Origin of the sequence: Chryseobacterium polytrichastri (assembly GCF_900142445.1) — a bacterium.
In the GTDB taxonomy this organism is placed as follows: Bacteria; Bacteroidota; Bacteroidia; order Flavobacteriales; family Weeksellaceae; genus Chryseobacterium; species Chryseobacterium polytrichastri.
On sequence record NZ_FRAV01000001.1, the window covers coordinates 107,480 to 132,005 of the forward strand.

The 24,526-nt window shown below is 33.3% G+C and carries 27 protein-coding genes; 13 read left to right on the forward strand and 14 right to left on the reverse strand.

The annotated features are described in order from the left end of the window. Nucleotides 1–34 precede the first annotated feature (34 nt). From hisB to BUB80_RS23510, 7 genes are all read left to right on the forward strand, one after another. Nucleotides 35–1,129 (forward strand): bifunctional histidinol-phosphatase/imidazoleglycerol-phosphate dehydratase HisB, encoded by a 1,095-nt coding sequence (gene hisB / locus BUB80_RS00465; protein ID WP_073289896.1) that lies wholly within the window; start codon nt 35–37, stop codon nt 1,127–1,129. 2 nt (nt 1,130–1,131) lie between these two features. Then, nucleotides 1,132–1,710, forward strand: a complete 579-nt coding sequence (hisH, locus tag BUB80_RS00470; RefSeq protein ID WP_073289897.1) for an imidazole glycerol phosphate synthase subunit HisH — start codon at nt 1,132–1,134, stop codon at nt 1,708–1,710. A gap of 2 nt (nt 1,711–1,712) precedes the next feature. Then, a complete protein-coding gene (gene hisA / locus BUB80_RS00475; RefSeq protein ID WP_073289899.1) occupies nt 1,713–2,435 on the forward strand; it encodes a 1-(5-phosphoribosyl)-5-[(5-phosphoribosylamino)methylideneamino]imidazole-4-carboxamide isomerase in 723 nt (240 codons plus the stop codon). Next, nucleotides 2,428–3,183, forward strand: a complete 756-nt coding sequence (gene hisF / locus BUB80_RS00480) for an imidazole glycerol phosphate synthase subunit HisF (RefSeq protein ID WP_073289901.1) — start codon at nt 2,428–2,430, stop codon at nt 3,181–3,183. Before hisA ends, hisF begins: the two co-directional genes overlap by 8 nt. Then, nucleotides 3,177–3,767 carry a bifunctional phosphoribosyl-AMP cyclohydrolase/phosphoribosyl-ATP diphosphatase HisIE gene (hisIE, locus tag BUB80_RS00485; protein ID WP_073289902.1) on the forward strand — a complete coding sequence of 197 codons (591 nt, stop codon included), beginning with the start codon at nt 3,177–3,179 and terminating at the stop codon, nt 3,765–3,767. Before hisF ends, hisIE begins: the two co-directional genes overlap by 7 nt. A 164-nt stretch (nt 3,768–3,931) precedes the next feature. Further along, nucleotides 3,932–6,067 (forward strand): TonB-dependent receptor, encoded by a 2,136-nt coding sequence (locus BUB80_RS00490; RefSeq protein ID WP_073289904.1) that lies wholly within the window; start codon nt 3,932–3,934, stop codon nt 6,065–6,067. Nucleotides 6,068–6,205: 138 nt separating this feature from the next. After that, entirely contained in the window at nt 6,206–6,349 is a 144-nt protein-coding gene (locus BUB80_RS23510) for a hypothetical protein (protein WP_175549545.1), read from the forward strand. Between the two features lie 46 nt (nt 6,350–6,395). Here BUB80_RS23510 and BUB80_RS00500 read toward each other — a convergent pair whose 3' ends face one another. From BUB80_RS00500 to thrS, 7 genes are all read right to left on the reverse strand, one after another. After that, nucleotides 6,396–7,571, reverse strand: a complete 1,176-nt coding sequence (locus BUB80_RS00500) for a M28 family peptidase (RefSeq protein WP_073289907.1) — start codon at nt 7,569–7,571, stop codon at nt 6,396–6,398. A 103-nt stretch (nt 7,572–7,674) separates the two neighbouring features. Then, nucleotides 7,675–8,850 carry a M28 family peptidase gene (locus BUB80_RS00505; RefSeq protein ID WP_073289909.1) on the reverse strand — a complete coding sequence of 392 codons (1,176 nt, stop codon included), beginning with the start codon at nt 8,848–8,850 and terminating at the stop codon, nt 7,675–7,677. Between the two features lie 103 nt (nt 8,851–8,953). Further along, nucleotides 8,954–9,298: a 50S ribosomal protein L20 gene (gene rplT / locus BUB80_RS00510; RefSeq protein ID WP_054508924.1), complete on the reverse strand. Its 345-nt coding sequence runs from the start codon at nt 9,296–9,298 to the stop codon at nt 8,954–8,956. Nucleotides 9,299–9,414: 116 nt separating this feature from the next. Further along, nucleotides 9,415–9,612, reverse strand: a complete 198-nt coding sequence (gene rpmI, locus BUB80_RS00515) for a 50S ribosomal protein L35 (protein WP_072406970.1) — start codon at nt 9,610–9,612, stop codon at nt 9,415–9,417. Between the two features lie 210 nt (nt 9,613–9,822). Then, entirely contained in the window at nt 9,823–10,644 is an 822-nt protein-coding gene (locus BUB80_RS00520) for an alpha/beta fold hydrolase (protein ID WP_073289911.1), read from the reverse strand. 451 nt (nt 10,645–11,095) lie between these two features. Continuing rightward, nucleotides 11,096–11,596: a translation initiation factor IF-3 gene (gene infC / locus BUB80_RS00525; protein ID WP_175549546.1), complete on the reverse strand. Its 501-nt coding sequence runs from the start codon at nt 11,594–11,596 to the stop codon at nt 11,096–11,098. Between the two features lie 100 nt (nt 11,597–11,696). Then, the gene (thrS, locus tag BUB80_RS00530) at nt 11,697–13,616 is read right to left on the reverse strand and encodes a threonine--tRNA ligase (RefSeq protein ID WP_073289915.1); all 1,920 of its coding nucleotides are present in this window, start codon (nt 13,614–13,616) and stop codon (nt 11,697–11,699) included. Between the two features lie 94 nt (nt 13,617–13,710). Here thrS and BUB80_RS00535 point away from each other — a divergent pair, with 94 nt between their 5' ends. Together BUB80_RS00535 and BUB80_RS00540 are read left to right on the forward strand one after the other, a co-directional pair. Then, nucleotides 13,711–14,904: a DUF4932 domain-containing protein gene (locus tag BUB80_RS00535; RefSeq protein WP_073289917.1), complete on the forward strand. Its 1,194-nt coding sequence runs from the start codon at nt 13,711–13,713 to the stop codon at nt 14,902–14,904. Between the two features lie 27 nt (nt 14,905–14,931). After that, on the forward strand, nt 14,932–15,900 hold the full coding sequence (locus BUB80_RS00540) for a dipeptidase (RefSeq protein WP_073289919.1): 969 nt from the start codon (nt 14,932–14,934) through the stop codon (nt 15,898–15,900). 37 nt (nt 15,901–15,937) lie between these two features. Here the strand turns inward: BUB80_RS00540 and BUB80_RS00545 are convergent, their stop codons facing one another. Beyond that, nucleotides 15,938–17,482, reverse strand: a complete 1,545-nt coding sequence (locus BUB80_RS00545; protein ID WP_073289921.1) for a hypothetical protein — start codon at nt 17,480–17,482, stop codon at nt 15,938–15,940. 146 nt (nt 17,483–17,628) lie between these two features. Here BUB80_RS00545 and BUB80_RS00550 point away from each other — a divergent pair, with 146 nt between their 5' ends. The 4 genes from BUB80_RS00550 to leuB all read left to right on the forward strand — a co-directional run bounded on the left by BUB80_RS00550 (nt 17,629) and on the right by leuB (nt 22,025). Further along, on the forward strand, nt 17,629–18,792 hold the full coding sequence (locus BUB80_RS00550; protein WP_073289923.1) for a 2-isopropylmalate synthase: 1,164 nt from the start codon (nt 17,629–17,631) through the stop codon (nt 18,790–18,792). 27 nt (nt 18,793–18,819) lie between these two features. Continuing rightward, nucleotides 18,820–20,208, forward strand: coding sequence for a 3-isopropylmalate dehydratase large subunit (leuC, locus tag BUB80_RS00555; RefSeq protein WP_073289925.1), 1,389 nt, complete (start codon nt 18,820–18,822; stop codon nt 20,206–20,208). 106 nt (nt 20,209–20,314) lie between these two features. Beyond that, the gene (leuD, locus tag BUB80_RS00560; RefSeq protein WP_073289927.1) at nt 20,315–20,911 is read left to right on the forward strand and encodes a 3-isopropylmalate dehydratase small subunit; all 597 of its coding nucleotides are present in this window, start codon (nt 20,315–20,317) and stop codon (nt 20,909–20,911) included. Further along, nucleotides 20,901–22,025: a 3-isopropylmalate dehydrogenase gene (gene leuB / locus BUB80_RS00565; RefSeq protein ID WP_073289929.1), complete on the forward strand. Its 1,125-nt coding sequence runs from the start codon at nt 20,901–20,903 to the stop codon at nt 22,023–22,025. Before leuD ends, leuB begins: the two co-directional genes overlap by 11 nt. A gap of 70 nt (nt 22,026–22,095) precedes the next feature. Here the strand turns inward: leuB and BUB80_RS00570 are convergent, their stop codons facing one another. From BUB80_RS00570 to BUB80_RS00585, 6 genes are all read right to left on the reverse strand, one after another. After that, the gene (locus BUB80_RS00570; protein WP_073290147.1) at nt 22,096–22,284 is read right to left on the reverse strand and encodes a hypothetical protein; all 189 of its coding nucleotides are present in this window, start codon (nt 22,282–22,284) and stop codon (nt 22,096–22,098) included. 118 nt (nt 22,285–22,402) lie between these two features. Then, nucleotides 22,403–22,555 (reverse strand): hypothetical protein, encoded by a 153-nt coding sequence (locus tag BUB80_RS23515; RefSeq protein WP_175549547.1) that lies wholly within the window; start codon nt 22,553–22,555, stop codon nt 22,403–22,405. A gap of 116 nt (nt 22,556–22,671) precedes the next feature. Next, on the reverse strand, nt 22,672–22,824 hold the full coding sequence (locus BUB80_RS23520) for a hypothetical protein (protein ID WP_175549548.1): 153 nt from the start codon (nt 22,822–22,824) through the stop codon (nt 22,672–22,674). A 10-nt stretch (nt 22,825–22,834) separates the two neighbouring features. Then, a complete protein-coding gene (locus BUB80_RS00575; RefSeq protein WP_073289931.1) occupies nt 22,835–23,440 on the reverse strand; it encodes a DUF4230 domain-containing protein in 606 nt (201 codons plus the stop codon). 2 nt (nt 23,441–23,442) lie between these two features. After that, the gene (locus BUB80_RS00580) at nt 23,443–24,009 is read right to left on the reverse strand and encodes a TlpA family protein disulfide reductase (RefSeq protein ID WP_073289933.1); all 567 of its coding nucleotides are present in this window, start codon (nt 24,007–24,009) and stop codon (nt 23,443–23,445) included. A 1-nt stretch (nt 24,010) separates the two neighbouring features. Continuing rightward, nucleotides 24,011–24,478 (reverse strand): pyrophosphohydrolase domain-containing protein, encoded by a 468-nt coding sequence (locus BUB80_RS00585; protein ID WP_073289934.1) that lies wholly within the window; start codon nt 24,476–24,478, stop codon nt 24,011–24,013. Between the last annotated feature and the right edge of the window lie 48 nt (nt 24,479–24,526).

A 24,526-nucleotide genomic window follows, 5' to 3' on the forward strand; every position in this document is an offset into this window, starting at 1 on the left:
ATTAAAAAATCAAAAAAATTACAATTATTTAGAAATGAAAAAAGTATTATTCATAGACCGCGACGGAACATTAATTATTGAACCTCCAATAGATTTTCAGGTTGATTCTTTAGAAAAACTGGAGTTTTATCCCGAAGTATTTCAAAATCTTTCAAAAATAGCCAAGGAGTTGGATTATGAATTGGTAATGATTACCAATCAGGATGGTCTGGGGACGGAAAGTTTTCCTTTTGAAGACTTTATTAAACCTCAGGAAAAAATGTTGAAAGCATTTGAAAATGAAGGCATAATTTTCAGTGATATCTTAATTGATAAAAGCTTTGAGCATGAAAATTTACCAACTAGAAAACCGGGAATTGGGATGCTGGGAAAATATATTTATGGAGATTATGATTTACAAAATTCTTATGTAATTGGTGATAGACTTACGGATATTCAATTAGCAGAAAATCTAGGCTCTAAAGCAATTTTCATTAATAAAACGCCAAACGAAAAGGCTGAATTAACTACAGAAAGCTGGACAGAAATATATCAGTTTTTAAAGCAAAAACCAAGAAAAGCGAAAGTTTCAAGAAAGACGAACGAAACACAGATTGAGATTGAAGTTAACCTCGATGGAAAAGGAAATTCTGAGATCTCAACAGGTTTGTATTTCTTTGATCATATGTTGGAACAGATTTCTAAACACGGAAATTTAGACTTAAAAATTAAAGTCGATGGAGATTTACAGGTGGATGAGCACCATACGATTGAAGATACAGGAATTGTGTTTGGAGAAGCAATTCTTCAGGCATTAGGAAAGAAAAAAGGCATTGAAAGATATGGTTTTTTGCTTCCGATGGATGATTGTCTGGCGCAAGTCGCGATAGATTTTGGAGGGAGGCCTTGGCTCGTTTGGGAAGCTGATTTTAATCGAGAAAAGATTGGTGATGTTCCGACTGAAATGTTTTATCACTTCTTTAAATCTTTCACTGATTCTTCTAAATCTAATGTAAATATTAAAGTTGAAGGAGATAACGAACATCACAAAATAGAATCTGTTTTCAAAGCCTTTGCGAAAGCTATAAAAATGGCCGTGAATCAGACCGACAAAAACTTTAATTTGCCCTCAACCAAAGGAAGTCTTTAAATATGATTGCGATTATAAAATACAACGGAGGAAACGTTAATTCCGTGCAAAATGCATTGAATAGATTAGATGTAGAATCAATAATAACAGATGATTTTGAATTAATTCAAAAAGCTGACAAGGTAATTTTTCCGGGAGTTGGTGAAGCTTCTTCTACGATGGAATTATTAAAAGAGAAAAGGTTAGATCAATTAATTCCAACTTTGAAACAACCTGTTTTGGGAATTTGTTTGGGCATGCAACTGATGTGTAAAAACAATGAAGAAGGAAATACTGAAGGATTAGGGATTTTTGATATTAATGTAAAGAAATTCCCATCAAAAGAAATTGTTCCTCACATGGGCTGGAATACAATTTCTGGGCTGAAATCTTCTTTATTTTCAGAGATTAACGATGAAAATGATGTTTATTTTGTACATAGTTATTATTGTGAATTGTCAAAATATACAACTTCTGTATGCGATTATATTTTGCCTTTCAGCGCGTCTTTGCAGAAAGATAATTTTTTTGCAACGCAGTTTCACCCTGAAAAATCAGGAAAGATTGGGGCTGAATTATTACACAACTTTTTAAAACTCTAACGATGAAAATTATTCCCGCTATTGATATTATTGACGGAAAATGTGTCCGTCTTTCAAAAGGTGATTTTAGCACAAAAAAGATCTACAATGAAAATCCTGTAGAAGTTGCGAAAGAGTTTGAAAGCTTTGGAATCCAATTTCTTCATTTGGTTGATTTAGACGGTGCAAAATCTAAGCATATTGTTAATCAAAAAGTACTGGAAAGTATTGCAAAAGAAACGTCTTTATCTATTGATTTTGGAGGTGGTCTGAAAACGTTGGATGATATTGAAATTGCTTTCAATTCTGGTGCAAAACAAATTACGATTGGCAGTATTGCCGTTCAGGATCCTGAATTTTGTTTTGAATTGATTGAAAAATATGGTGCTGATAAAATTATCCTAGGAGCCGATTGTGACAACCGAAAAATAAAAACCTCAGGCTGGCTGGAAAGCAGTGATAAAGAGGTAATTGATTTTATTATTGAATATCAGGAAAAAGGAATTCAACAGGTAATTTGTACAGATATTTCAAAAGATGGAATGTTACAAGGTCCATCAACAGAGCTTTACAAGGAAATGATTGCTAAGACATCAATCCAACTTATTGCAAGTGGTGGAATTTCGTGTATTGAAGATGTAGAAAAAATGAAAGAAATTAGCTGCGCCGGAACTATCATCGGAAAAGCCATTTATGAAGGGAAAATTGAATTAAAAGAACTTCAAAAATTTATCAATTATGCTTAAAAAAAGAATAATTCCTTGTCTGGATATCAAGGATGGAACAACGGTAAAAGGAATTAATTTTGAAGGACTTCGAAATGCTGGAGATCCGATAGAATTAGCGAAAAGATATGAAGAAAGCGGAGCCGACGAATTGGTTTTTCTAGATATTACAGCTACCATTGAAAAGAGAAAAACATTTGTTGAATTGGTGCAAAATATCTCTAAAGAGTTGAGTATTCCTTTCACCGTTGGAGGCGGCATCTCTTCTATTCAGGATGTACAAAAACTCTTGGAAGCAGGCGCTGATAAGATCAGCATCAATTCATCTGCTGTGAATAATCCTCAGTTAATTTCTGATTTGGCTAAGGAATTTGGAAATCAGTGTATTGTTGTGGCGATTGATACTAAATTGATTAATAATTCAGATTGGGTTCATGTAAAAGGTGGGCGAGAAATCACCAATTTAAAAACGATAGATTGGGCAAAGGAAGCCGAGTCTCTAGGGGCTGGTGAAATTTTATTGACATCAATGGATGGCGATGGAACGAAAACGGGCTTTGATATAAGAATAACAAAATTGGTTTCTGAAAATATTAATATTCCTGTGATTGCTTCAGGTGGGGCTGGAAAAATAGAAGATTTTGAAAAGGTTTTCAAAGAAACAAGAGCAACAGGAGCCTTGGCAGCTAGTATTTTTCATTTCGGAGAAGTAAGCATTCAGGAGTTGAAAAAAGAATTAAATAATAAAAAAATTGAAGTAAGATGGTAATAGATTTCAGTAAAACAAACGGATTGGTTCCTGTAATTATTCAGGATAACAGAAGCTTACAAGTCTTGATGTTGGGCTATATGAACGAGGAAGCTTTTGAGAAAACAGAAAAAGAAGGAATTGTTACTTTTTTCAGCCGTTCTAAAAACAGACTTTGGACGAAAGGTGAGGAGTCGGGTAATTTTTTAAAAGTTGAAAATATTCAGATTGATTGTGATAATGATACCATTTTAATTAAAGCTATTCCTAAAAATGTAGTTTGCCACACAGGAAGCTTCAGTTGTTTCGGAGAGAAAGATGCAAAAGGTTTTTTATATGAACTGGAAGATAAAATTTCCCAAAGAATTGATGATAAGGTAGAGTCTTCTTATACCTATTCACTCTTTCAAAGAGGCATTAATAAAGTCGCTCAAAAAGTAGGAGAGGAAGCCGTAGAATTAGTGATTGAGGCTAAAGATAATAATGATGATTTGTTTAAAAATGAAGCTGCAGATTTGTTGTATCATTTTTTAATTTTATTGAAAACGAAAAGTTTTAGTTTAAAAGAAATCGAGGAAATTTTACAAAAACGAAATAAAAACTAAACATATTATTACAACATATTACTATTCAATCGTAATTTATTATAGTTGAAAAAATACTAAGAATAAATTATTCATTTGGATAAAAAGGTATTTTTGTTTCATTTTGAAGTAGTTGAAAAATAGTATTTTTGTCATTAATTATTCTAAATAAAAAGAATGCATTGATGGAAAAAAAGATTATTTGCTTAGGAGGGCTTGTATTCTCCGTAACTGTTTTAGCTCAAAATAAGTCTACCGTTAATGATACGGTGAAGTCTGAGAGGCTAGAAGAAGTAATTGTTTCGGCAACAAGATCTCCTGAAATTGTAAAGAAAACAGCGGCTACAGTTACTATTCTTAAGAGAAAGGATATTGAGCAGCAATCCCTTATTTCTCCAGATCTGAGTAATATTCTAGCTTATCGTGTTCCCGGACTGGCGTTTGGCAATAATCTGACAGGAAATAGAGGGCAAACGTTGAGAGGAAGAAATGTTTTGGTTATGATTGACGGCATTCCTCAATCCAGCCCTTTAAGAAATAACGATAGAGAAATACGGTCAATAGATCCATCAATACTAGAAAGAATAGAGGTCGTAAAAGGTGCAACTTCCATCTATGGAAATGGCGCAGAAGGAGGGATTATTAATTACATCACCTTAAAAAATGCAAGTAATAAACCTATTGCCGGGAAAACAGTTTTCGGCTTTACAAGTCATGACGTTTTTGATAAAAATATGTTTAAATCTGACGGAGGAGCCGGTTACAGAATTTCGCAAAGTTTATATGGTAAACTGGGAAAAGTAGATTATTTGGTGAACGGAACCTTTACCCGAAATGGAGTGAAAATAGATGGAGACGGGCTTGTGCAAAATCCACGGTACGGATTAGGAGAAACCAATGTAAGCAATGCATTTGCCAAAATAGGATATGATCTTAATGAAAATAACAGGTTTGAAATAATGTATAATTATTACTCCAGCCTACAGGATTCAAAATACATTCTTGATCTTGGAAAATACGGAGAAAGACCTTCTGCAGGTAAATTGGGGGAAAGACAAGGTGCAAAGGAAGGAACAAAATACAATCATAACGGATACCTTAAGTATACTAATAAATCTATTTTCCGTAATACATCTTTAAATACAACATTATATTTTCAGGACTTTTATACGATCTATGATTACCGAGATGCGCCTCGTTGGAAAACGGGTGGGCAATCGGCTATTTTAGAAAAAAAGTATGGCTTTCGAGCAGATTTTACTACCGAATTTAAGCAAAATGATAAGGTTACAGGTTCTCTTACCTATGGGGTTGATCTCCTTAATGAAAAAACAAGTCAACCTTTGGTAGATGGAAGGATTTGGGTTCCTGAACTCAATATGATTGCAGCAGCACCTTTCGTGCAGGGAAAATTATTTTTGACACCGGATCTCACCGTAAAAGGCGGATTACGATGGGATGAAATGCATGTGGATGTTCCTAATTATACAACACTTCCATCTGGTAAAGATACAGCAGTAGATGTTCTTGGAGGAAAATTGAGATATAATAACCTCTCTTATAATGTAGGTTTAAGCTACACGGCGATTGATCTTTTTCAACCTTTTACATCCTATTCAAGAGGATTTAATATTTACGATTTGGGACGTGTTTTGAGAGATGCAAAAGATAATACATTAGAGAAGATCAATACAGAGCCTATTGTTGTAGACAGTTACGAGATTGGTTTCAACAGTAAAATAGGAAAATCCATAGACCTGTCTGCGAGTTATTTTTACAATTATTCTAAACTAGGAGCAGATCTGGTTTCTGTAAATGGCTTTTGGGTTCCTCTAAGAGCGCCTCAGTATATCAGTGGAGTAGAAGTTTCTATTGATGTTTATCCAACAAAAAATCTAAATATTGGAGCAAACTATACGTATCAGGAAGGAAAAGTAGATACGGATAGTGACAACAAATATGAAAAATATCTGAGCGGTGTGAGAATAGCTCCTGCTAGACTTAACTCTTATATAAAATGGAATACTAAAAACAACAAGCTTCAAATGGGGCTGTATCATATGTATTCTTTTAAAAGAGACCGTTTTGAAAAGGATGCATCGGGGAAATACCAAGAAGGAGAAGGAGCAGTTACCGATTTTAATCTCTTTAATTTTCAAGGAAGCTATAAGCTAAATACTTTCACCACAGTAGGTTTAGGAATTGAAAATATTTTTAATAAGTCATACTATACTCCAACGGCTCAATTTACTGCAAGAGATGCAGAATACGTGAGGGGGAACGGAAGATATTATACGGTTTCGTTTAGCTTTACATATTAAATGATTGAATGTTGTATTCGTTTTTATGATAAGAAATAATTGATCTTTATTGTTGTATTAAAAAAATGCAGAAGTAAAATAAATAATATTTTAACATCAATAAAAGATTATTTTTACATTGAATTAAAAACAATTACCATGTCAGAAAAAGAAAAGGAAGAAAATCCTCAACCGATAAAAAAAGAGGAAGAAAACACGCAAAGTATTTCTCAGAAAGGCGGTGAGCGTTCGGGGAAAACTATAAATAGTGAAACAGCCAAAGGTGGTACGAGAGGAGGATAAAAATATAGAAGAGCCAATCATTGAGATTAGCTCTTTTTTTGTGAAATTATTTTTCAATTAAAATTTTTCTGACAACCGTCTGACCTTCGGATTTTAATACACCAATATAAGCTCCATTTGCTAAATTTGAAATATTAATCTGAGTCTTATTTTCTTCTTTTATTAATGTATGACCAATCATGTCAGTGATTTCAAAACTGAAATCTTTGCCTTTTTTAGGTAATTCAATGTGTAGAAAATCTTTTGCAGGATTAGGATATATTTTTATAGATTCTAATGTATTCACTGAAAGATTTTTGGTACTTAATGTACTTGCAGTAGTTGCTACGGCAAAGTGTTGAAGTGCTCCCACAGAAGCTTTCCCAACATTGTAAATATATACAGGATCTGTATTGGCAAAAGTATCATTGGAGGTATGTGGATAGGTGCTCCTTAATTTTTCAAAATAACCCGTAATCACTTCTCCTTTTGCTTCAAAAGGCATATAATCGGTATCTTCTGCTTGGTCAATATCCGTCAAAAGAGGAGAATAAAGCCCTGTAAGTGTTACCAATTCCTGAGTAGCAGCAACTCCTGCCGCCGTATTACTAGAGTTTCCTCCCATATCTTCGTCACAAAAAACGGTATTGTTGTTATTTCCCATTTTTCCGCCTACCTGATCCAGATTAAAAACTAATTTTATGTCTAATACTCGGTTGCTTCCTTGATAAGCTACAGTATTTGCGTAGTGTTGGCTTCCTCTTAAACCTTGCTCTTCTCCCGAAAAATGAATAAACTTAATAGAATATTCCGTGGGAACATCTTTTAAAATTCTTGCCGCCTCCAAGATAATTGAGGTTCCGCTTCCGTTGTCATTTACTCCAGGACCATTAATAGTATCAAAATGCCCACAAATAATCACATATTTGTTAGGATATAAGGTTCCTGTTTTGGTAATAACTAAATTTTTAGAACTTGTACTTCCAAAAGTAAAAGGGTCTTCTACAATCTGACTTGCAGAGTATCCGTATGATGCATATTTGTTTTTAAGCCAATTTAGGGCGTTCGCATTATTAGCAGAACCTGTAGTTTTGATTCCAAAATTTGAAAATTCCTGCAGGTTAGTGGTAATATTAGTTTGGGTAACCATATTGGCACGGTCTTGATAAGCTTGAATAAAGCTTTGGGCCTGAAAGTTGTAAATTGACAATGAACATAGAAAAAAGGTAGCTGATTTTATCATTCTGATTGAGTTTATTGCATTTGTGTTAATTTCAAGCAAATGTAGATAATAAAAAAATCCCAAGCAAAAAACTCAGGATCTATTAATCTTACGGGAATGAAATTTATTTTTCAATAATTACTTTTCTTGTAACACTTCCGTTTTCTGTTTTCACTGTACATAAATAAGTTCCATTTACTAAAGTAGAAACATTTATTTTGGTTTGGTTTTCACCTGAAAATAATGAACGTCCACTAGCGTCAGTAATTTCAACATTAAAGGCTTTAATCTTTGTTGGTAATTCTATAGTAAGGACTTCTTTTGCAGGATTAGGATATACTTTTATAGATTCTAGTACTTTTTTTGACGATATATCTTTTACGCTTAAAACTGTAGTTGAAGCAACTGAAAAATGCTGCAATGCTCCAAGGGCAGCCTTTCCAACTTTAAATACATAGCCAGGATCTACATTGGCAAAAGTATCATTTACAGTATGTTCATTATGGCTTTGAGGCGTTTCATAGAACCCTGTAATGATATCTCCATTAGCTTCAAAAGGCATATAATCTGATGAATAGGCATTAGACATTACAGTCTGCAATGGAGAATACAAAGTAGTACAGGTTGCTAGTTGTTGGGTGAAAGATAGGGACGCTGCATTATTTCCTGGCTGCCCGCTTTGGTCACTCTCACATTTTATAGAATTACTTGGATTTGATAATTTGCCACCCACTTGATCTATATTGAAAACCAATCGTATATCTAAATCACGTACTCCGTTTTTAAATACTACATTATTGGCGTAATGATCGCTTCCATATAATCCTTGCTCTTCGCCCGAAAAATGAATAAACTTAATAGAATATTCTGTAGGTACATCTTTTAAAATCCTTGCTGCTTCTAAGATAATAGATGTTCCACTTCCGTTATCACTTACTCCAGGACCTACAATGGTGTCGTAATGCCCACAGATAATAACGTATTTATTAGGATAAACAGTTCCTGTTTTGGTAATGATCAGATTTTTAGAACTGAGACCTCCTGCTGTAAAAGGATCTTCTTCCATCTGGGTTACTGTATAGCCATAAGAAAGATACTTATTCTTTATCCAGTTAAAAGCATTCGTATTGGCTAGAGAACCTGTCGTTTTCACCCCCAAATTTCCAAAATCTTGCAAATTTGTGGTGATATTGGTTTGAGTAATCAGGTTGGCTCTGTCTTGATAAGCCTGAATAAAACTTTGAGCCTGTAAACTGTAAGTTGATAATGAAAGGAGTAGAAGAGTAGATAATTTTTTCACTTTTAAATAAAGTTTTATATATTTAATAATATAGCAAATGTAGATAATAAAAAAATCCCGAGCAAAAAACTCGGGATTTATATTGATAACAAAAAATTTTACATTATTTTACTTGATCTACAACAGCTTTGAAAGCTTCAGGATAGTTCATAGCTAAGTCAGCTAAAACTTTTCTGTTAAGCTCGATGTTGTTCTTTTTAAGAGCTCCCATAAACTGAGAGTAAGACATTCCGTGCTCTCTAGCTCCTGCGTTGATACGCATGATCCAAAGTGATCTGAAATTTCTCTTTTTCTCTTTTCTACCACGGTAAGCATATTGCATTGCTTTTTCCACGGCATTTTTAGCTACAGTCCAAACGTTCTTTCTTCTACCGAAAAAACCTTTAGCTTGCTTAATAATTTTCTTTCTGCGAGCTCTTGAAGCTACGGCATTTACTGATCTAGGCATAATTTAAATTGTTTTTTTGAAAAGGGCGGTAAACTATTTCATTACACTTATCTGCACCATTTCAGGGTTAAAATATTGAATTGTTATTCTTATAAACCGAATAAGGATTATAAAAACTACTGAATTGCTAATTGACGCTTAACGCTCTTTTCGTCCACTTTTGCAACATAAGAAGTTTGCGTAAGATTTCTCTTTTGCTTAGTTTCCTTTTTTGTCAAGATGTGGCTTTTGAAAGCATTTTTTCTTTTAATCTTACCAGTTCCGGTAAGTTTAAAACGCTTCTTAGCACCTGATTTCGTTTTTAATTTTGGCATTTTTTTGCTTTTTATTGTTTTGTTATCAATATCTCTATAGATTACCCCTAAAGGTTATTAGGAATAATAGGCTGCAAAATTACGAAAAAAATATGATACCTGAAAGGAAAATTTAGGCTGTGAGAGGGAAGAGTTGTAAAGTTTATTGCCTAAAGCAAAAACTACGAGAAACAAGAATTGCTCGTAGTTTTTTAATGTATGTAAATTAAATTATGATGTAAAAAACTCTAAAAGGTCTTTATTAATTGTTGCAGCTTCAGTAGTTGGCATCCCGTGAGGAAAACCTGGATACGTAATAAGTTTACCGTTTTTCAATAATTTAATTGATTTTAATGCTGCATTTTGATAAGGTACAATCTGGTCGTCTTCTCCATGCAATACCAAAACAGGAATGTCAACGGATTGCAAATCTTCTCTGAAATCAGTTTCAGAAAACGCTTTGATACCATCATAATGAGCAACAATACCTCCCATCATTCCTTGTCTCCACCAGTTTCTCTGGACTCCTTCTTTTACAACAGCACCTTCTCTGTTATACCCGTAGAAAGGGATAGTCAAATCGATGTAAAACTGTTGTCTGTTGTTTAATGTTTGTTCTCTGATACCGTCAAAAACTTCCATTGGAACACCGTCAGGATTACTTTCACTTTTCACCATAATTGGTGGAACAGCACTAATCAATACTGCTTTTTTTGCTCTGCCATTTGCGTATTTGTTAACATAACGGATTACTTCACCACCACCTGTTGAGTGGCCAATGTGAATAACATCTTTCAGATCAAGAAATTCTACCAATTCAGCTGCATCAGAAGCGTACTGCTCAATAGTGTGATTGTATATATTCTGGCTTGAACGTCCATGACCTCTTCTGTCGTGAGTGATTACCCTAAAGCCTTTCTGCAAGAAAAAAATCACTTGTGCATCCCAATCATCTGATGATAAAGGCCATCCGTGGTGAAACATTAATGTTGGTCCTTCTCCTTGATCTTTATAGTAAATTTCTGTTCCGTCTTTTAATTTTAGTGCGCTCATTGTTTTGTTTTTTATGTTATTAATTAATATTTAAATAATTTTCTTTGTTATTTCTAAAGCAAATGTAGAGCTAAACTTTTCATGCGAAATTGATGTATGATAAATTTTAATGATTAATTAATAAGTATCATAAATTTTATAAAATAATGAAAGAAAATTTATTATTTATTTAACTACTTTAATAAAAAGTATAATTTCTCATTTTAATAATGAATGTGATAAGCTGATAAAAAATGAGATTAAATATTTAGGATATACAAGTGGATTTAAGCACAAGAATTCTTTAAAAAAAAGTCTTTCCAGATTATTTTCAATTTGATGCTTGGATCTTTTCAGGATGGTAAATTTGATGGATATAAATTTAAAAGAAGGAATAATTTCAATAAACAAAAAAAACCTCAAATTGCTTTGAGGTTTATATTTTAAAGAATAGATTTAAAATCTACTTAAATTATTTTGCTGGTTTTTTAGGACTCATCATCATAATCATTCTTTTTCCTTCCAGTTTAGGCAACTGATCTACTTTTCCAACGTGCTCTAATTCCTGAGCTAGTTTTAGAAGTAAGATTTCTCCCTGATCTTTAAAGATAATCGAACGTCCTTTAAAAAATACGTAGGTTTTCAATTTTGAACCTTCTTCTAAGAATTTTTCAGCGTGCTTTCTTTTAAACTCATAATCATGGTCATCAGTCTGAGGTCCGAAACGGATCTCCTTTACTACCACTTTTACTTGTTTAGCTTTAAGCTCTTTCTGTTTTTTCTTTTGCTCATATAAGAATTTTTTATATTCTAATATTCTTGCAATAAACGGTTCTGCCTTATCAGAAATTACCACAAGATCCAATTCCTGCTCTGCAGCAAATTGTCTTGCTTTATCAATTGGATAAATTCCCGGCTCTACGTTATCGCCCACTAAACGAAGCTCTCTCACACGAATTTTATCGTTGATCAAGTGTAAGTCCTCCTGTACAGGACGTCTTTGTGGGCCCCTGTTGTTAAATCTTTGTGCTATTGTATTAAATTTTATTGGTTAACTTTCTATTTAGCAATAATTATATTGCTGCTTCTTTCTTAAAATAATTGACGAAATCTTCCATATTCATCACTCCAAGATCTCCTTCTCCACGTCTTCTTATAGAAATCGTTCCATCTTTCTCTTCATTCTCTCCTACAACCAGCATGAATGGGATCTTGTTTAATTCTGCATCACGGATCTTTTTACCCGTTTTCTCATTTCTGTCATCAATCTGACCGCTAATATCGTGATTTTCTAAAAATTGTGAAACTTTTTTCGCATAATCTACATATTTTTCACTGATTGGTAGAATAATGAACTGATCAGGGCTTAACCATAATGGGAAATCTCCTGCAGTATTTTCTAATAAAATCGCGATAAAACGTTCCATAGACCCAAATGGTGCTCTGTGAATCATTACCGGTCTGTGTTTTTCATTGTCACTTCCGATATAGTGAAGATCAAATCTTTCCGGTAAGTTATAATCTACCTGAATAGTTCCTAACTGCCATTTTCTTCCTAAAGCATCTTTCACCATGAAATCTAGCTTAGGACCATAAAATGCAGCTTCTCCGTATTCTATAACTGTTTTTAGTCCTTTTTTCTCTGCTGCGTTAATAATCGCACTTTCGGCTTTTTCCCAATTCTCATCAGAACCGATATATTTTTCTTTGTTATCAGGATCTCTTAAAGAAACCTGAGTTACAAAATCTTCAAATCCTAAAGATTTAAATACATAAAGTGTTAAGTCAATTACCTTTTCAAATTCTTCTAAAAGCTGATCCGGAGTACAGAAAAGGTGAGCATCATCCTGAGTAAACCCACGAACTCTTGTTAAGCCATGAAGTTCTCCACTTTGCTCATATCTGTAAACCGTTCCGAATTCTGCATATCTTTTTGGAAGATCTCTGTAGCTCCATTGTGAAGTTTTATAAATTTCACAGTGGTGAGGGCAGTTCATTGGCTTCAGTAAGAATTCTTCTCCTTCATTTGGAGTTTTAATCGGCTGAAAGCTGTCTGCTCCATATTTATCCCAGTGACCAGAAGTTACATATAGTTCTTTTGAACCAATATGTGGAGACATTACGAATTCGTAACCTCCTTTTTTCTGAGCAACAGAAAGGAAATTTTCTAATTTTCTTCTTAAAGCAGTTCCCTTTGGCAACCAAAGTGGTAAACCGGCACCTACTTTTTCAGAAAATGCAAAAATACCTAATTCTTTACCTAATTTTCTATGATCTCTTCTTTTAGCTTCTTCTAATCTTTCAAGATGTTCAGTAAGATCTTTCTGTTTAGGGAAAGAAATACCATACACTCTTGTTAATTGAGGATTCTTCTCATTTCCTCTCCAATAAGCTCCTGCTGCATTTAAAATCTTCATCGCTTTCACAATTCCTGTATTAGGAATGTGCCCTCCACGACATAAATCTGTGAAATCATCGTGAGTTACAAATGTGATTTCTCCATCATTAAGATTAGAAATCAACTCAACTTTGTAAGGATTATCTGCAAACGTTTTCAACGCTTCTTCTTTAGATACAGGGTATAATGAGAATGTTGAAGCTTTTTTAGCATTTTCTAATACTTTCTTCTCAATCTTCTCAAAATCTTTTTCGGATAAACTTTCGTCTCCAAAATCTACATCATAATAGAATCCACTTTCGATTGCCGGACCAATTGTCAACTTAGCTTGAGGATAAAATTCCATAATCGCCTGCGCCAAAAGGTGAGCAGAAGAATGCCAGAATGCTTTCTTTCCAAGATCGTCATTCCAGGTTAACAATTGTACCGTAGAATCCGTGGTTATAGGTGTGGTGATCTCTACTTGTTTGTCATTAACAATTGCGGAAATGGTGTTTCTAGCCAATCCCTCGCTTATAGATTTTGCCACATCTAAAGGAGTAACTGCTCCTTCAAATTCGTTGACACTATTGTCTGGAAGTGTAATTTTTATCATTGTTTACTAAGAAATTTTAAGTTGCAAAAATACGCATTTTTTATTTAAAAAGGTATATTAACGTATATTTGAATTAAAGAATTAATACAAAACCATGAAAAGTATCCTCACATTTTTTATTCTTCTATTTTTCACTCTCTCTTTTTCTCAAAAAAATACCTCGAAATTTTCGGTGTCTTACCATAAGAATATAGAGACTTATTTCCTTGCTGAAATCCTTTCGGCAGACCATAGAAAAGCTAATAAAGGTTTTGAACTTTTTAAAATTAAGGAATGTTCTACCTATCAACCTATTGTGAAAAAAGCATTGGAGAAGTATGGTCATTTAAAGAACTCTAATATAGCATATTTAACTGCAAAAATTAATGACACATTATTAGAAAAATATGGCATTGGAAATGATGTAATGATGAAGCCTCTTTTATCCCATAAAGAATTTCCGTTGAAAGGATGGGCTGAATCATATGCTTTTGAAAGAAATACATTAACTAAAGAGCAAAATGAAGAGGTGACTTCTCTCATTAAAAATTATATTGCTGAGCTTGAACGTTTCTATGATAAAGAAAAGATAGGGGGATTCTTTAAAGAAAACAAAGCATTTTATGAAGGTGGAATAGCAGAATACAGCAAGCAAATCCCTGTAAATTTCACTTCTGCTATGGAACAGTTTTATGGAGAAGGTTTTCAGGAATACATCGTTCTTATCTCGCCGATGATGATGTGGCCTATTGATGATAATGAAGGACGTGGAATAGGTGCTGATGTGCAGCATAAATTAGGAAATAAAAGTATTTATGAAATTGCAAGTCCATTCATGAGAGTAGAGCAGCCGGGGTATTTTGGCTATGATAATCAATTTCAGGCGAGGTTTTTAACCGTTCATGAATTTGGACATTCATTTGTGAATAAAGAAGTCTATAGGTATAAAAAACAAATGGAAAAGTTTAAAGATTTATTCGAAAAATCAAATTTAAAAGAGATTATGACCAAAACAAATGGAGTAGCAGATTATCAGACGTGCGTGGTAGAGCATTTAGTGAGATTGGGTGAAATTCAGACCGCAAAAATTCAACATGATGAAGAACGCGCCAAAAAATTGGAAGAGTATCATCTTAAAAATTACTTCATCTTTTTACCTCAGTTAGAAGAAAAAATAAAAGAATACAATGCTAATAGGGCTCAATATAAGACATTCGGAGATTTTGTGCCGGAGCTTATAAAAGTTTTTGAAAATTCTAACATAGAATATATTAATAAAGAACTTAATGTCATCAAAAAAATAAGATAACTAAAGTTTTAAATACAACATACACTAATGACTCATTTTAATATCGATTTACACTGCGACTTATTATATTATCTATTAAAGGAAAACTCAAAACCAAATGATAAAGAAGTAAGATGCGCATTACCACACTTAAAAGAAGGAAATGTAAAGCTTCAGGTAATGGCAATTTATGCCGCTACAGCAAAGAATAGTACAGAAGAAGGAATTCTGCAAAGTGAAATTTTCGCAGATCTATTGAATACCGATGATTTTTTTCTTTTTAAAGATGAAAATGATATACCTAATGATAATAGAGTAGGTATTCTTGCTGCTATTGAAAATGCATCGTCATTTTGTGAAGAGGAAATGAATCTGGATATAGGATTTAAAAACCTTGAAACGATTATTAAAAATACCCAAAAAGTATTGTATCTAGGGATTACTCATCATTCTGAAAATCGTTTCGGAGGCGGAAATAATTCTGAAACAGGCTTAAAAGAAGATGGAAAAGTACTTATTGATTATCTGGCTGATAAGAAAATTGCGATTGATTTGGCTCATACAAGTGATCAATTAGCCTATGATATCCTGAATTATATTGATCAGAGAAATTACAAGATATCCATTCTTGCGAGCCATTCTAATTATAGAAACGTATACAAAAACAACAGAAATCTTCCCGATGAATTGGTAAAAGAAGTGATTAAAAGAAAAGGGTTAATCGGGCTTAACTTCATTAAAGATTATATTGATCTTCAACATCCGGAAAGATTCTATGAACACATTCAGTACGGTTTAGATTTGGGTGCTGAAGATTGTATTGCATATGGAGCAGATTTTTTCTTTGATGCTGAACATCCAGATCAATCCCGCTATCCTTTTTTCTTTGAAGAGTTTAAAGATGCCACAAAATACAATTCCATCAATAAAAGAGTAGCAGAAGATTTTTCCCCTGTAATTATGGAAAAGATCAGCCATAAAAATGCAGTAAATTTTATCACAAGATTGTGGATCTAAATGTATTAAATGGCAGTAATAAATTCTAAACTGCCATTTAGTTTCTTTTTTTATATTTCACTTTTCGTTTAATAATTTCTATAACATCTACATTTTGAACTTTAGATTGTACCCATCCATGAATATCGATGTAGAAAAGTGATCTTCTATAATATTCATTTTTAGAAAAAATGCTCAGTTTTTTATCAAAATTTTCAAAGGCCTCTTGTCTTTTATTTAAAACTAAATTATTCAAGTTTTTGAAAAAGTCGATACTTTCAAAATGAAATGCTTCCGGTTTTTTCATTTTATGGGTAAACTTCAACGTCGCTTTTATAAATTCATCATAATCTTCATCGTTTCCTGATTCGTGTTTCGACATTAAGATCAGGATTCGGGTATGAAACAATAGATCTTCCTGTACCATTCCTTTAGATTCAATGATTTTCTTAGAGTATTCCAAAGATTCATTATATTTCTTACTTCCAAAAAGCATGGCTGCTATTTTAATATAGAAAATCATAAAATGATGTTCATCAATTTTATCCCGAAGTTTTTCCATCTTCATTTCTATTTCAGGAATAAGCTTGGTTCCTGTGAAAAATTCACCTTTTATAAAGTGAATATTCATCAACGTATTATAATGCGTTAAGAAAATAAGAGATTGTAAGTTTTCATTCTGGGCAAAACTTTGAGAATTTACCATTTTATTGAAATTCCCGAAATGCTTTTCTAGAATATCAATATTACCATAAAGGAAAAGAATCTTAAGCAAATAGGTGTTTCCTTTGATATACCAAACGGGATGACTGGCAATCATTTCAGGGTTTTGATGGAATAATTCCACCCATTGAAAGGCGTATTTCAACGTATACTTATAATCCTGTAGCAGCTGATTTTTCCATACATGTGCTTTGTAATACCATAATTTCTCTGTGAAATTAAGCTTAAAAGGCTTTATGTTTTTGATTTGTGAATTAAATATATCCAAAATTTCCTTTCGCCCTTCATCATTTTTTACATAGCCATGCGTAAGCATTTCACTATAAAGCTTTAATGAAAGATTAGAAAGTTGTGTTGTATATTGATTTTGCTTACTTACCGCGTTAGATTGCTTAATTAATTCTTCTGCTCTTCCGGCAATACTTCGTGTAATGAATTGTGATTCAATCACTTTTTCTAAGTCAATAATTTCTGAGGCGATGCTTTTTTCATCTAATTCCAGGGCATACTGTTTGGTTTTATCTAATATTTTTAAAGCTTGCTTATAAAGGCCTTTTTGATAAAGAATATTGGCAAAATCCAACTGTTCCCTAAGTTGAATTCGATAGTTCTGATGACTGGGATTCATACGAAGACTTACCAAAAGCTGTTTGTAAAGATGGGCTTTGAGGTTAGAAAGCTGCTGTTTCGTAGATATCTTTTTTTGAAGAATAATGTTTTCATCATATTCATTCATTTTATCCAATTCTGAAAAAAGAAGCAAAAATTTTGCATCTATATTGATTCCCAAGCGGTTCACATAGAGTTTAAATTGTCGTTTTTCGGAGGTTGTCAAAGATTTAATAAGTACAAATAAAAAATCTTTTTGTAATTCTGCCATTGTAAATTTTAAGAATATAAGTGTTTGATTATCATTTTATTGATGTTTATTCTTGGCTGATTGAATATTGTATTTTTTAATAAATATGAAAATGAAAAAATAATTCAATCTTTAGTTTTGAATCAAAATTAAGTAAAAACTTTATTATGAATTCCGAAAAAATTGAAATTTTTGATACGACGTTGAGAGATGGTGAGCAGGTTCCTGGATGTAAGCTTAATACAGAGCAAAAATTAACCATTGCGGAGAGGCTTGATGAATTAGGAATTGATATAATTGAAGCAGGATTTCCGGTTTCTAGTCCGGGAGATTTTCATTCTGTTTCTGAAATTTCAAAATTGGTAAAAAATGCTAAGGTTTGCGGATTAACAAGAGCTAATAAAAAAGATATAGAAATAGCTGCGGAAGCTCTAAAATATGCAAAAAGACCAAGAATCCATACCGGAATAGGAACTTCAGATTCTCATATTAAATATAAATTCAATTCTACAAGAGAAGACATTATAGAGCGGGCTGTTGATGCGGTGAAATACGCCAAAAGCTTTGTTGAAGATGTAGAGTTTTATGCAGAAGATGCGGGAAGAACAGATAATGATTATTTGGCAAAAGTATGTGAAGAAGTAATTAAGGCCGGAGCAACGGTTCTTAATATTCCTGATACTACAGGCTATTGCCTTCCCGAAGAATATGGTGCTAAGATTAAATATTTAAAAGAAAATGTAAAAGGTATTGATAAGGCTGTATTGTCTTGTCACTGCCACAATGATTTAGGATTGGCGACAGCTAATTCAATTTCGGGTGTTGTGAATGGAGCCCGACAAATTGAATGCACCATTAACGGGCTTGGAGAAAGAGCTGGAAACACAGCGCTGGAAGAAGTTGTCATGATTCTAAAACAGCATACAGATTTGAATTTACATACAGATGTCAATTCAAAAATGCTTAACAAGATGAGTACTTTAGTTTCGGATTTGATGGGTGTATTCGTTCAGCCTAATAAGGCCATTGTGGGAGCTAATGCTTTTGCTCACAGCTCAGGAATTCATCAGGATGGTGTTATTAAAAATAGAGAAACCTATGAAATCATTAATCCTGAAGATGTAGGTATTAATGAATCTTCCATTATTCTTACTGCCAGAAGCGGGCGTTCAGCATTGGCCTATCGTTTTAAGCATATTGGTTTTGATGTTACTAAAAATGAACTGGATTTTTTATATCATGAATTTTTAAAAGCTGCCGATATGAAAAAGGAAATAGATAATGAAGATCTTCATATGATGATGACTGCTTTTAGCAGAAAAATAGGATAGGAGAGTTTCAAATCAAATATATCAAAAATGAACAATAATAAAAATACACTCTTTGATAAAGTATGGGATGCCCATGTTGTAGAAACAATTCCGGACGGCCCACAAATTATATATATTGATAAGCATTTAATTCATGAAGTGACAAGTCCACAGGCTTTTGCCGAACTGGAAGCCAGAAATCTTGAAGTATTCAGGCCTAAGCAAATTGTGGCTACAGCAGATCATAACGTTCCTACATTGCATCAAGAACTACCCATAGAAGATGAGTTATCAAGAAATCAGGTAGAGCATCTAACAGAAAATTGTAAGAAAAATAATATTGAATTGTTTGGTCTGGGTCACCAGTATCAAGGGATTGTACATATTATTGCCCCAGAATTAGGAATTACCCAGCCCGGAATGAGTATTGTTTGTGGTGACAGTCATACTTCTACGCACGGTGCTTTTGGATCAATTGCATTTGGAATTGGTACAAGTCAGGTAGCGCAGGTCTTTGCAAGTCAGTGTTTGTTGCTTAATAAACCTAAATCAATGAGAATAACAGTGAATGGGAAGTTGAAAAGCAACGTTCAGCCCAAAGATGTTATTCTTTATATTATTTCTAAAGTTGGAACGAATGGTGGAACAGGTTATTTCTGTGAATATGCCGGACAGGTTTTTGAAGAAATGTCTATGGAAGGAAGAATGACCGTTTGTAATATGAGTATTGAAATGGGAGCGAGAGGAGGAATGATTGCTCCGGATGATACCACTTTTGCATATATAAAAGGAAAAACTTTTGCACCCAAAGGGCAGGAATGGGAAGATAAATTAGTCTATTGGAAGACGTTGAAAACAGAATCTGATGCTACTTTTGATGAAGAATTTACGTTTGATGCTTCGGATATACAGCCTATGGTCACTTATGGAACTAACCCCGGAATGGGAATTCCATTGCATGAAGTGATTCCTGCGCCTCAAAATGAATCAGAAGAAAAAGCGTTGCAATATATGGGGTTAAAGGCCGGTCAATCTCTTTCAGATATTCATGTGAATTATGTATTTATAGGAAGTTGTACCAATGCTAGAATTGAAGATTTTAGATCGGCAGCAGAATATATTAAAGGAAAAAATAAATCTCAGGATGTAAAGGCTTTAATTGTTCCAGGATCTCAATTGGTTGTAAAACAATTGTATGAAGAAGGGCTAGATAAAATATTTAATGACGCAGGATTTCAGATCAGACAACCCGGATGCTCAGCTTGTTTAGCTATGAATGATGATAAAATCCCAGAAGGTGAATACTGTGTTTCAACATCTAACCGAAACTTTGAAGGCAGGCAAGGGCAGGGTTCCAGAACAATTTTGGCAAGTCCGTTAACCGCAGCGAAAGTTGCGATTGAAGGAAGAATTTCAGTCTTTGAAAATTTAAATTAAGAAATAACAATACAAACAAATAATGAGAGAGGATGTTGCTTTTGTAAATGTTGAGTTATCATATTCTCAAAAGCAGCTTTTATTTTAAATTATTTACGATATAACAATGCAAAAACTAACTATAATACAATCGCGTGCTGTACCAATGCCGGTAGAAAATATAGACACAGATCAAATTATTCCGGCAAGATTTTTAAAAAGCATTGATAAAAAAGGCTTTGGAGATAATCTTTTCAGAGATTGGAGATACAACGTTCATACAAATGAACCAAATTCTGATTTTGTTTTAAATAACCCAAAATATAGCGGAGAGGTTCTTGTTGCAGGAAATAATTTTGGATGTGGAAGCAGCCGTGAACATGCGGCATGGTCTTTGACAGATTATGGTTTCAAAGTAGTAGTGTCAAGTTTTTTTGCTGATATTTTTAAAGGAAATGCTTTGAATAATGGGTTACTTCCTGTAAAAGTTTCAGATGAATTTTTAAAAGAGATTTTAAATGAAATCACCGAAAATCCTGAAAGTGAGATTGCTGTTGATGTAGAAAAGCAAATAATCACTTTTAATGGTAAAACAGAAAAATTTGAACTTGATTCTTATAAAAAAATATGCCTTTTAAATGGCTATGATGATATTGATTTTTTAATCAGCAAAAAACAGGTGATACAAGAATTTGAACTAAAAACACAAAAATATGGATACTAATTATTTTAAAATCGCGGTGCTTCCCGGAGATGGAGTGGGCCCTGAAGTTACCGATGAGAGTGTGAAAATATTGAAAACTATTGGTAGTTTATTCAATTATAATTTCGATTTCAAATACGGAATTATAGGTGCTGAAGCTATTTTTCAAACGGGAAATCCGCTGCCGGAAGATACGCTTGAGCTCTGTAAACATTCTGATGCAGTTCTATTCGGTGCCATTGGAGATCCTTCATTTGATAACAATCCAGATGCTAAAGTAAGACCTGAACAAGGGCTTTTAAGACTTCGTAAAGAGCTAGGGCTTTTTGCAAATATCAGGCCTTTGAAAACATATTCTTCACTCGTCTCAAAAAGTCCACTAAAAAAAGAAATTATTGAAGGAACTGATATTCAGATTTACAGAGAATTGATTAGCGGAATTTATTTTGGCGAAAAATATACTGAGGAAGACGGGTCTTATGCTTACGATGTTTGCAGATATAGCAGAGAAGATATTGTTCAGATTGCTCATCTCGCATTTCAGGATGCACAGAAGCGCAGAAAAAAAGTGACTCTTATTGATAAAGCTAATGTATTGGATACTTCAAGGCTATGGAGAAAAGTATGTAAGGAAATCGCGAAAGAATATCCTGATGTTGCATTAGATTTTATGTTTGTAGATAATGCGGCGATGCAGTTGATTCTTAATCCAAAGCAGTTTGATGTTATTTTAACGGAGAATATGTTTGGAGATATTATTTCTGATGAAGCCAGTGTTATTGGAGGGTCAATAGGATTATTGCCGTCGGCTTCCATTGGGGATTCAAATGCTTTATTCGAGCCAATCCACGGATCTTATCCTCAGGCAAAAGGAAAAGGAATTGCAAATCCTATTGCTTCTATTTTGAGTGCGGCTATGATGTTAGATCATTTGAGATTAGAAGATGCGGCTCGTAAATTAAGAGAATCTGTAGAGCATGCTATCGAAAATAAATATGTAACTGCAGATCTTAATTCTGAACAGTCTTATTCAACCAGTGAAGTGGGAGATTTTATTGTAGATTATATTAAATATTCAGAAAAAACATATTACAATTTTGAGAATGTGAGAATAGGAAAGTCCACTATTGTATAGTATACTATAAGTTTGATATTATTTTTTTTTTATAAAAGTCTGCCTCTTTCGAAGCAGACTTTTAATTTTTTTATTGATCTGTATTGTCCGTTTTTCCGGATTTATTTTTAGAAGCTTTTTGAATGTCTTCCTTTTCAATATCCGGCGGGCTGGTCTTTTTTGATGAAGCAGGAATATCAGGGAAATCCTGATTTTGCTTTTTCGCTTCTGCAGAATTCGTAGATTCTTTCTTTTTGTTATTGTCTTTTGAATTACTCATAGCTTTCAATTTTTTAAAGTCTCGCAATACCGAGTTGACCGTATTGTCTTCTATAGTATAGTTCAAAGCCTTTGCCAAAATGAAAATATGATGAAATTTCTATAATCAAATAACAGAATTAACCTCCGGTCTTTCCGGATTTATTGGTTGTAGAATTTTGACTATTTTCTTTTTCAACCTCTTTTGTCTTTTTAGATAAAGAAGAAGTGTCTAAATCTTTATCAGCTTGTATTTCTGATGATTTACCTTTGTTGTTTTCTTTTGGATCCATAGTTTTTGTTTTAGATTCCTAAGATACCAATTTTCCCGGTCTTATCTTCTATAGGGTAATTTAAAGCTTTTGCCAAAACGAAAATGTGCTGAAATTTCTATAATCAAATAACACGATTAACCTCCGTTCTTTCCGGATTTATTGGTTGTAGAATTTTGACTATTCTCTTTTTCAGCTTCTTTTGTCTTTTTAGATAAAGAAGAAGTGTCTAAATCTTTATCAGCTTGTATTTCTGATGATTTACCTTTGTTGATTTCTTTTGGATCCATGGTTTTTATTTTAGAGTCCTAAGGTACCAATTTTTCCGGTCTTATCTTCAATGGTGTAATTCAATGCTTTTGCCAGCACGAAGATATTATTCAGGTTTTCTATTAATTGCTGATGTCCTTCGTTTCTTAGCTTATTTTGATCAATAGAATTAATAGCTACATCTTTAGCTTTTTGAGTTACATTTTTAATGTCTTTCTCAGAGATTCTATTGAAAAAAGAATCATCCAGAGACTGTATTTCTACACTGGGTGTGATTCTTATATCAGCATTTGGCAATTCTGTAATAATCAATTTTTTGTTGATAGAATCTACCTCCATTTTCATTTTGTTTAAGTCGTAAGAAACTTGCGCATTGGTTTTCGTATACGTAATGATACTATTGCTAGAAACTTCGCTTCCGAACACTTCATAACCCATCTTGGTTTTTTGCATGCTTGAAACATTTTGCTCCAAAACCACCATTTTATTCATCTTAGAAATTTGGTTGGTCAGGATATAATAATCTGATTTCTCCGTTTTACCTCCAAGATTAAAACAAGATTTAAGGCTAAAAAACAGGACTAACATGATGAGTATTCCTGCTAAAAATGGGATAATAATTCTAATATTTTTCAAATCTATTTTTTAAATATTTCTTTAATCACAGATTGGTCGTCTTTATTTAAAATTTCAACCAAATCTCTTTCTATGTAGCCTGTTGAAGGCATTTCTATAATCCTTCCAATTTCCTTGCCATATCTTTCAACAATAATGGTTGGGACTTTTTGGATATTATATAAGCCCTCTTCACCAGAAGGAGATTCTTTCTTGCGGTTTACTGCAATAACGGTTATTTTACCTTCAGGATATTTTGCAGCCTCTAAAACTTTCATCAATCTTGGAAAGTCTCTGTGGCTGTCTTCGCACCAGGTTCCGATAAAAGCAGTGATATTATAAGATCCTAATTTATCTTTTTTAAGTTCACTAATCGCTTTTTGATCAACAGCATATTCATCATGCTCTTTTACATACCAATCTGCATAAGGAGCTTTTGTGAATTGCTCTTTGGTTTGAGGTCCTAAAAGCATTTTACCATCTTTTGTAGACTCAACTTCGCGGTTCACCACTACTTTTTGAGCGCTGAACTGCTGGGTTGCCAAAACTACGCAAGAAATGGTAACAACATTTGTGATTATTTTTTTCATATTATTTTTCGATAATTGTCTTAAGATCGGCAGGAGAATAATATTTGTTTTTCAATACTTTATGATCTGCCTGTCTGTATACATTGAATTTTTCTCCAGATTTTTCATAGAAAGATTCTACTTCTTTTTCTTTATAGAACTCAACTGTTTCATTGGCTTGCTCTTCATTATCACAAGCTTTAGACATGTTAGAACGCTGAACTTCGTTGAATAGCTCTACAAATTTATCTCCAAGTCCGAATTCTAGAACAGCACCACTTAAAACATATTGCAAGTCACAAAGAGCATCAGCAATCTCTACGATATCATTATCTGCAATAGCTTGTTTTAATTCGTTTAATTCTTCTTGTAAAAGCTCAACTCTAAGATTGCATCTTTCCGGAGAAGGGATTTGTGGGGTATCTAAAATAGGTGCTTTGAAAGTAGTATGGAATTCTGCTACTTGGTTCAGACTATCAATTTTTTCCATGAAATTTTAAATTTAGAGCAAATATAATGATTGATGATAAATTTTGTA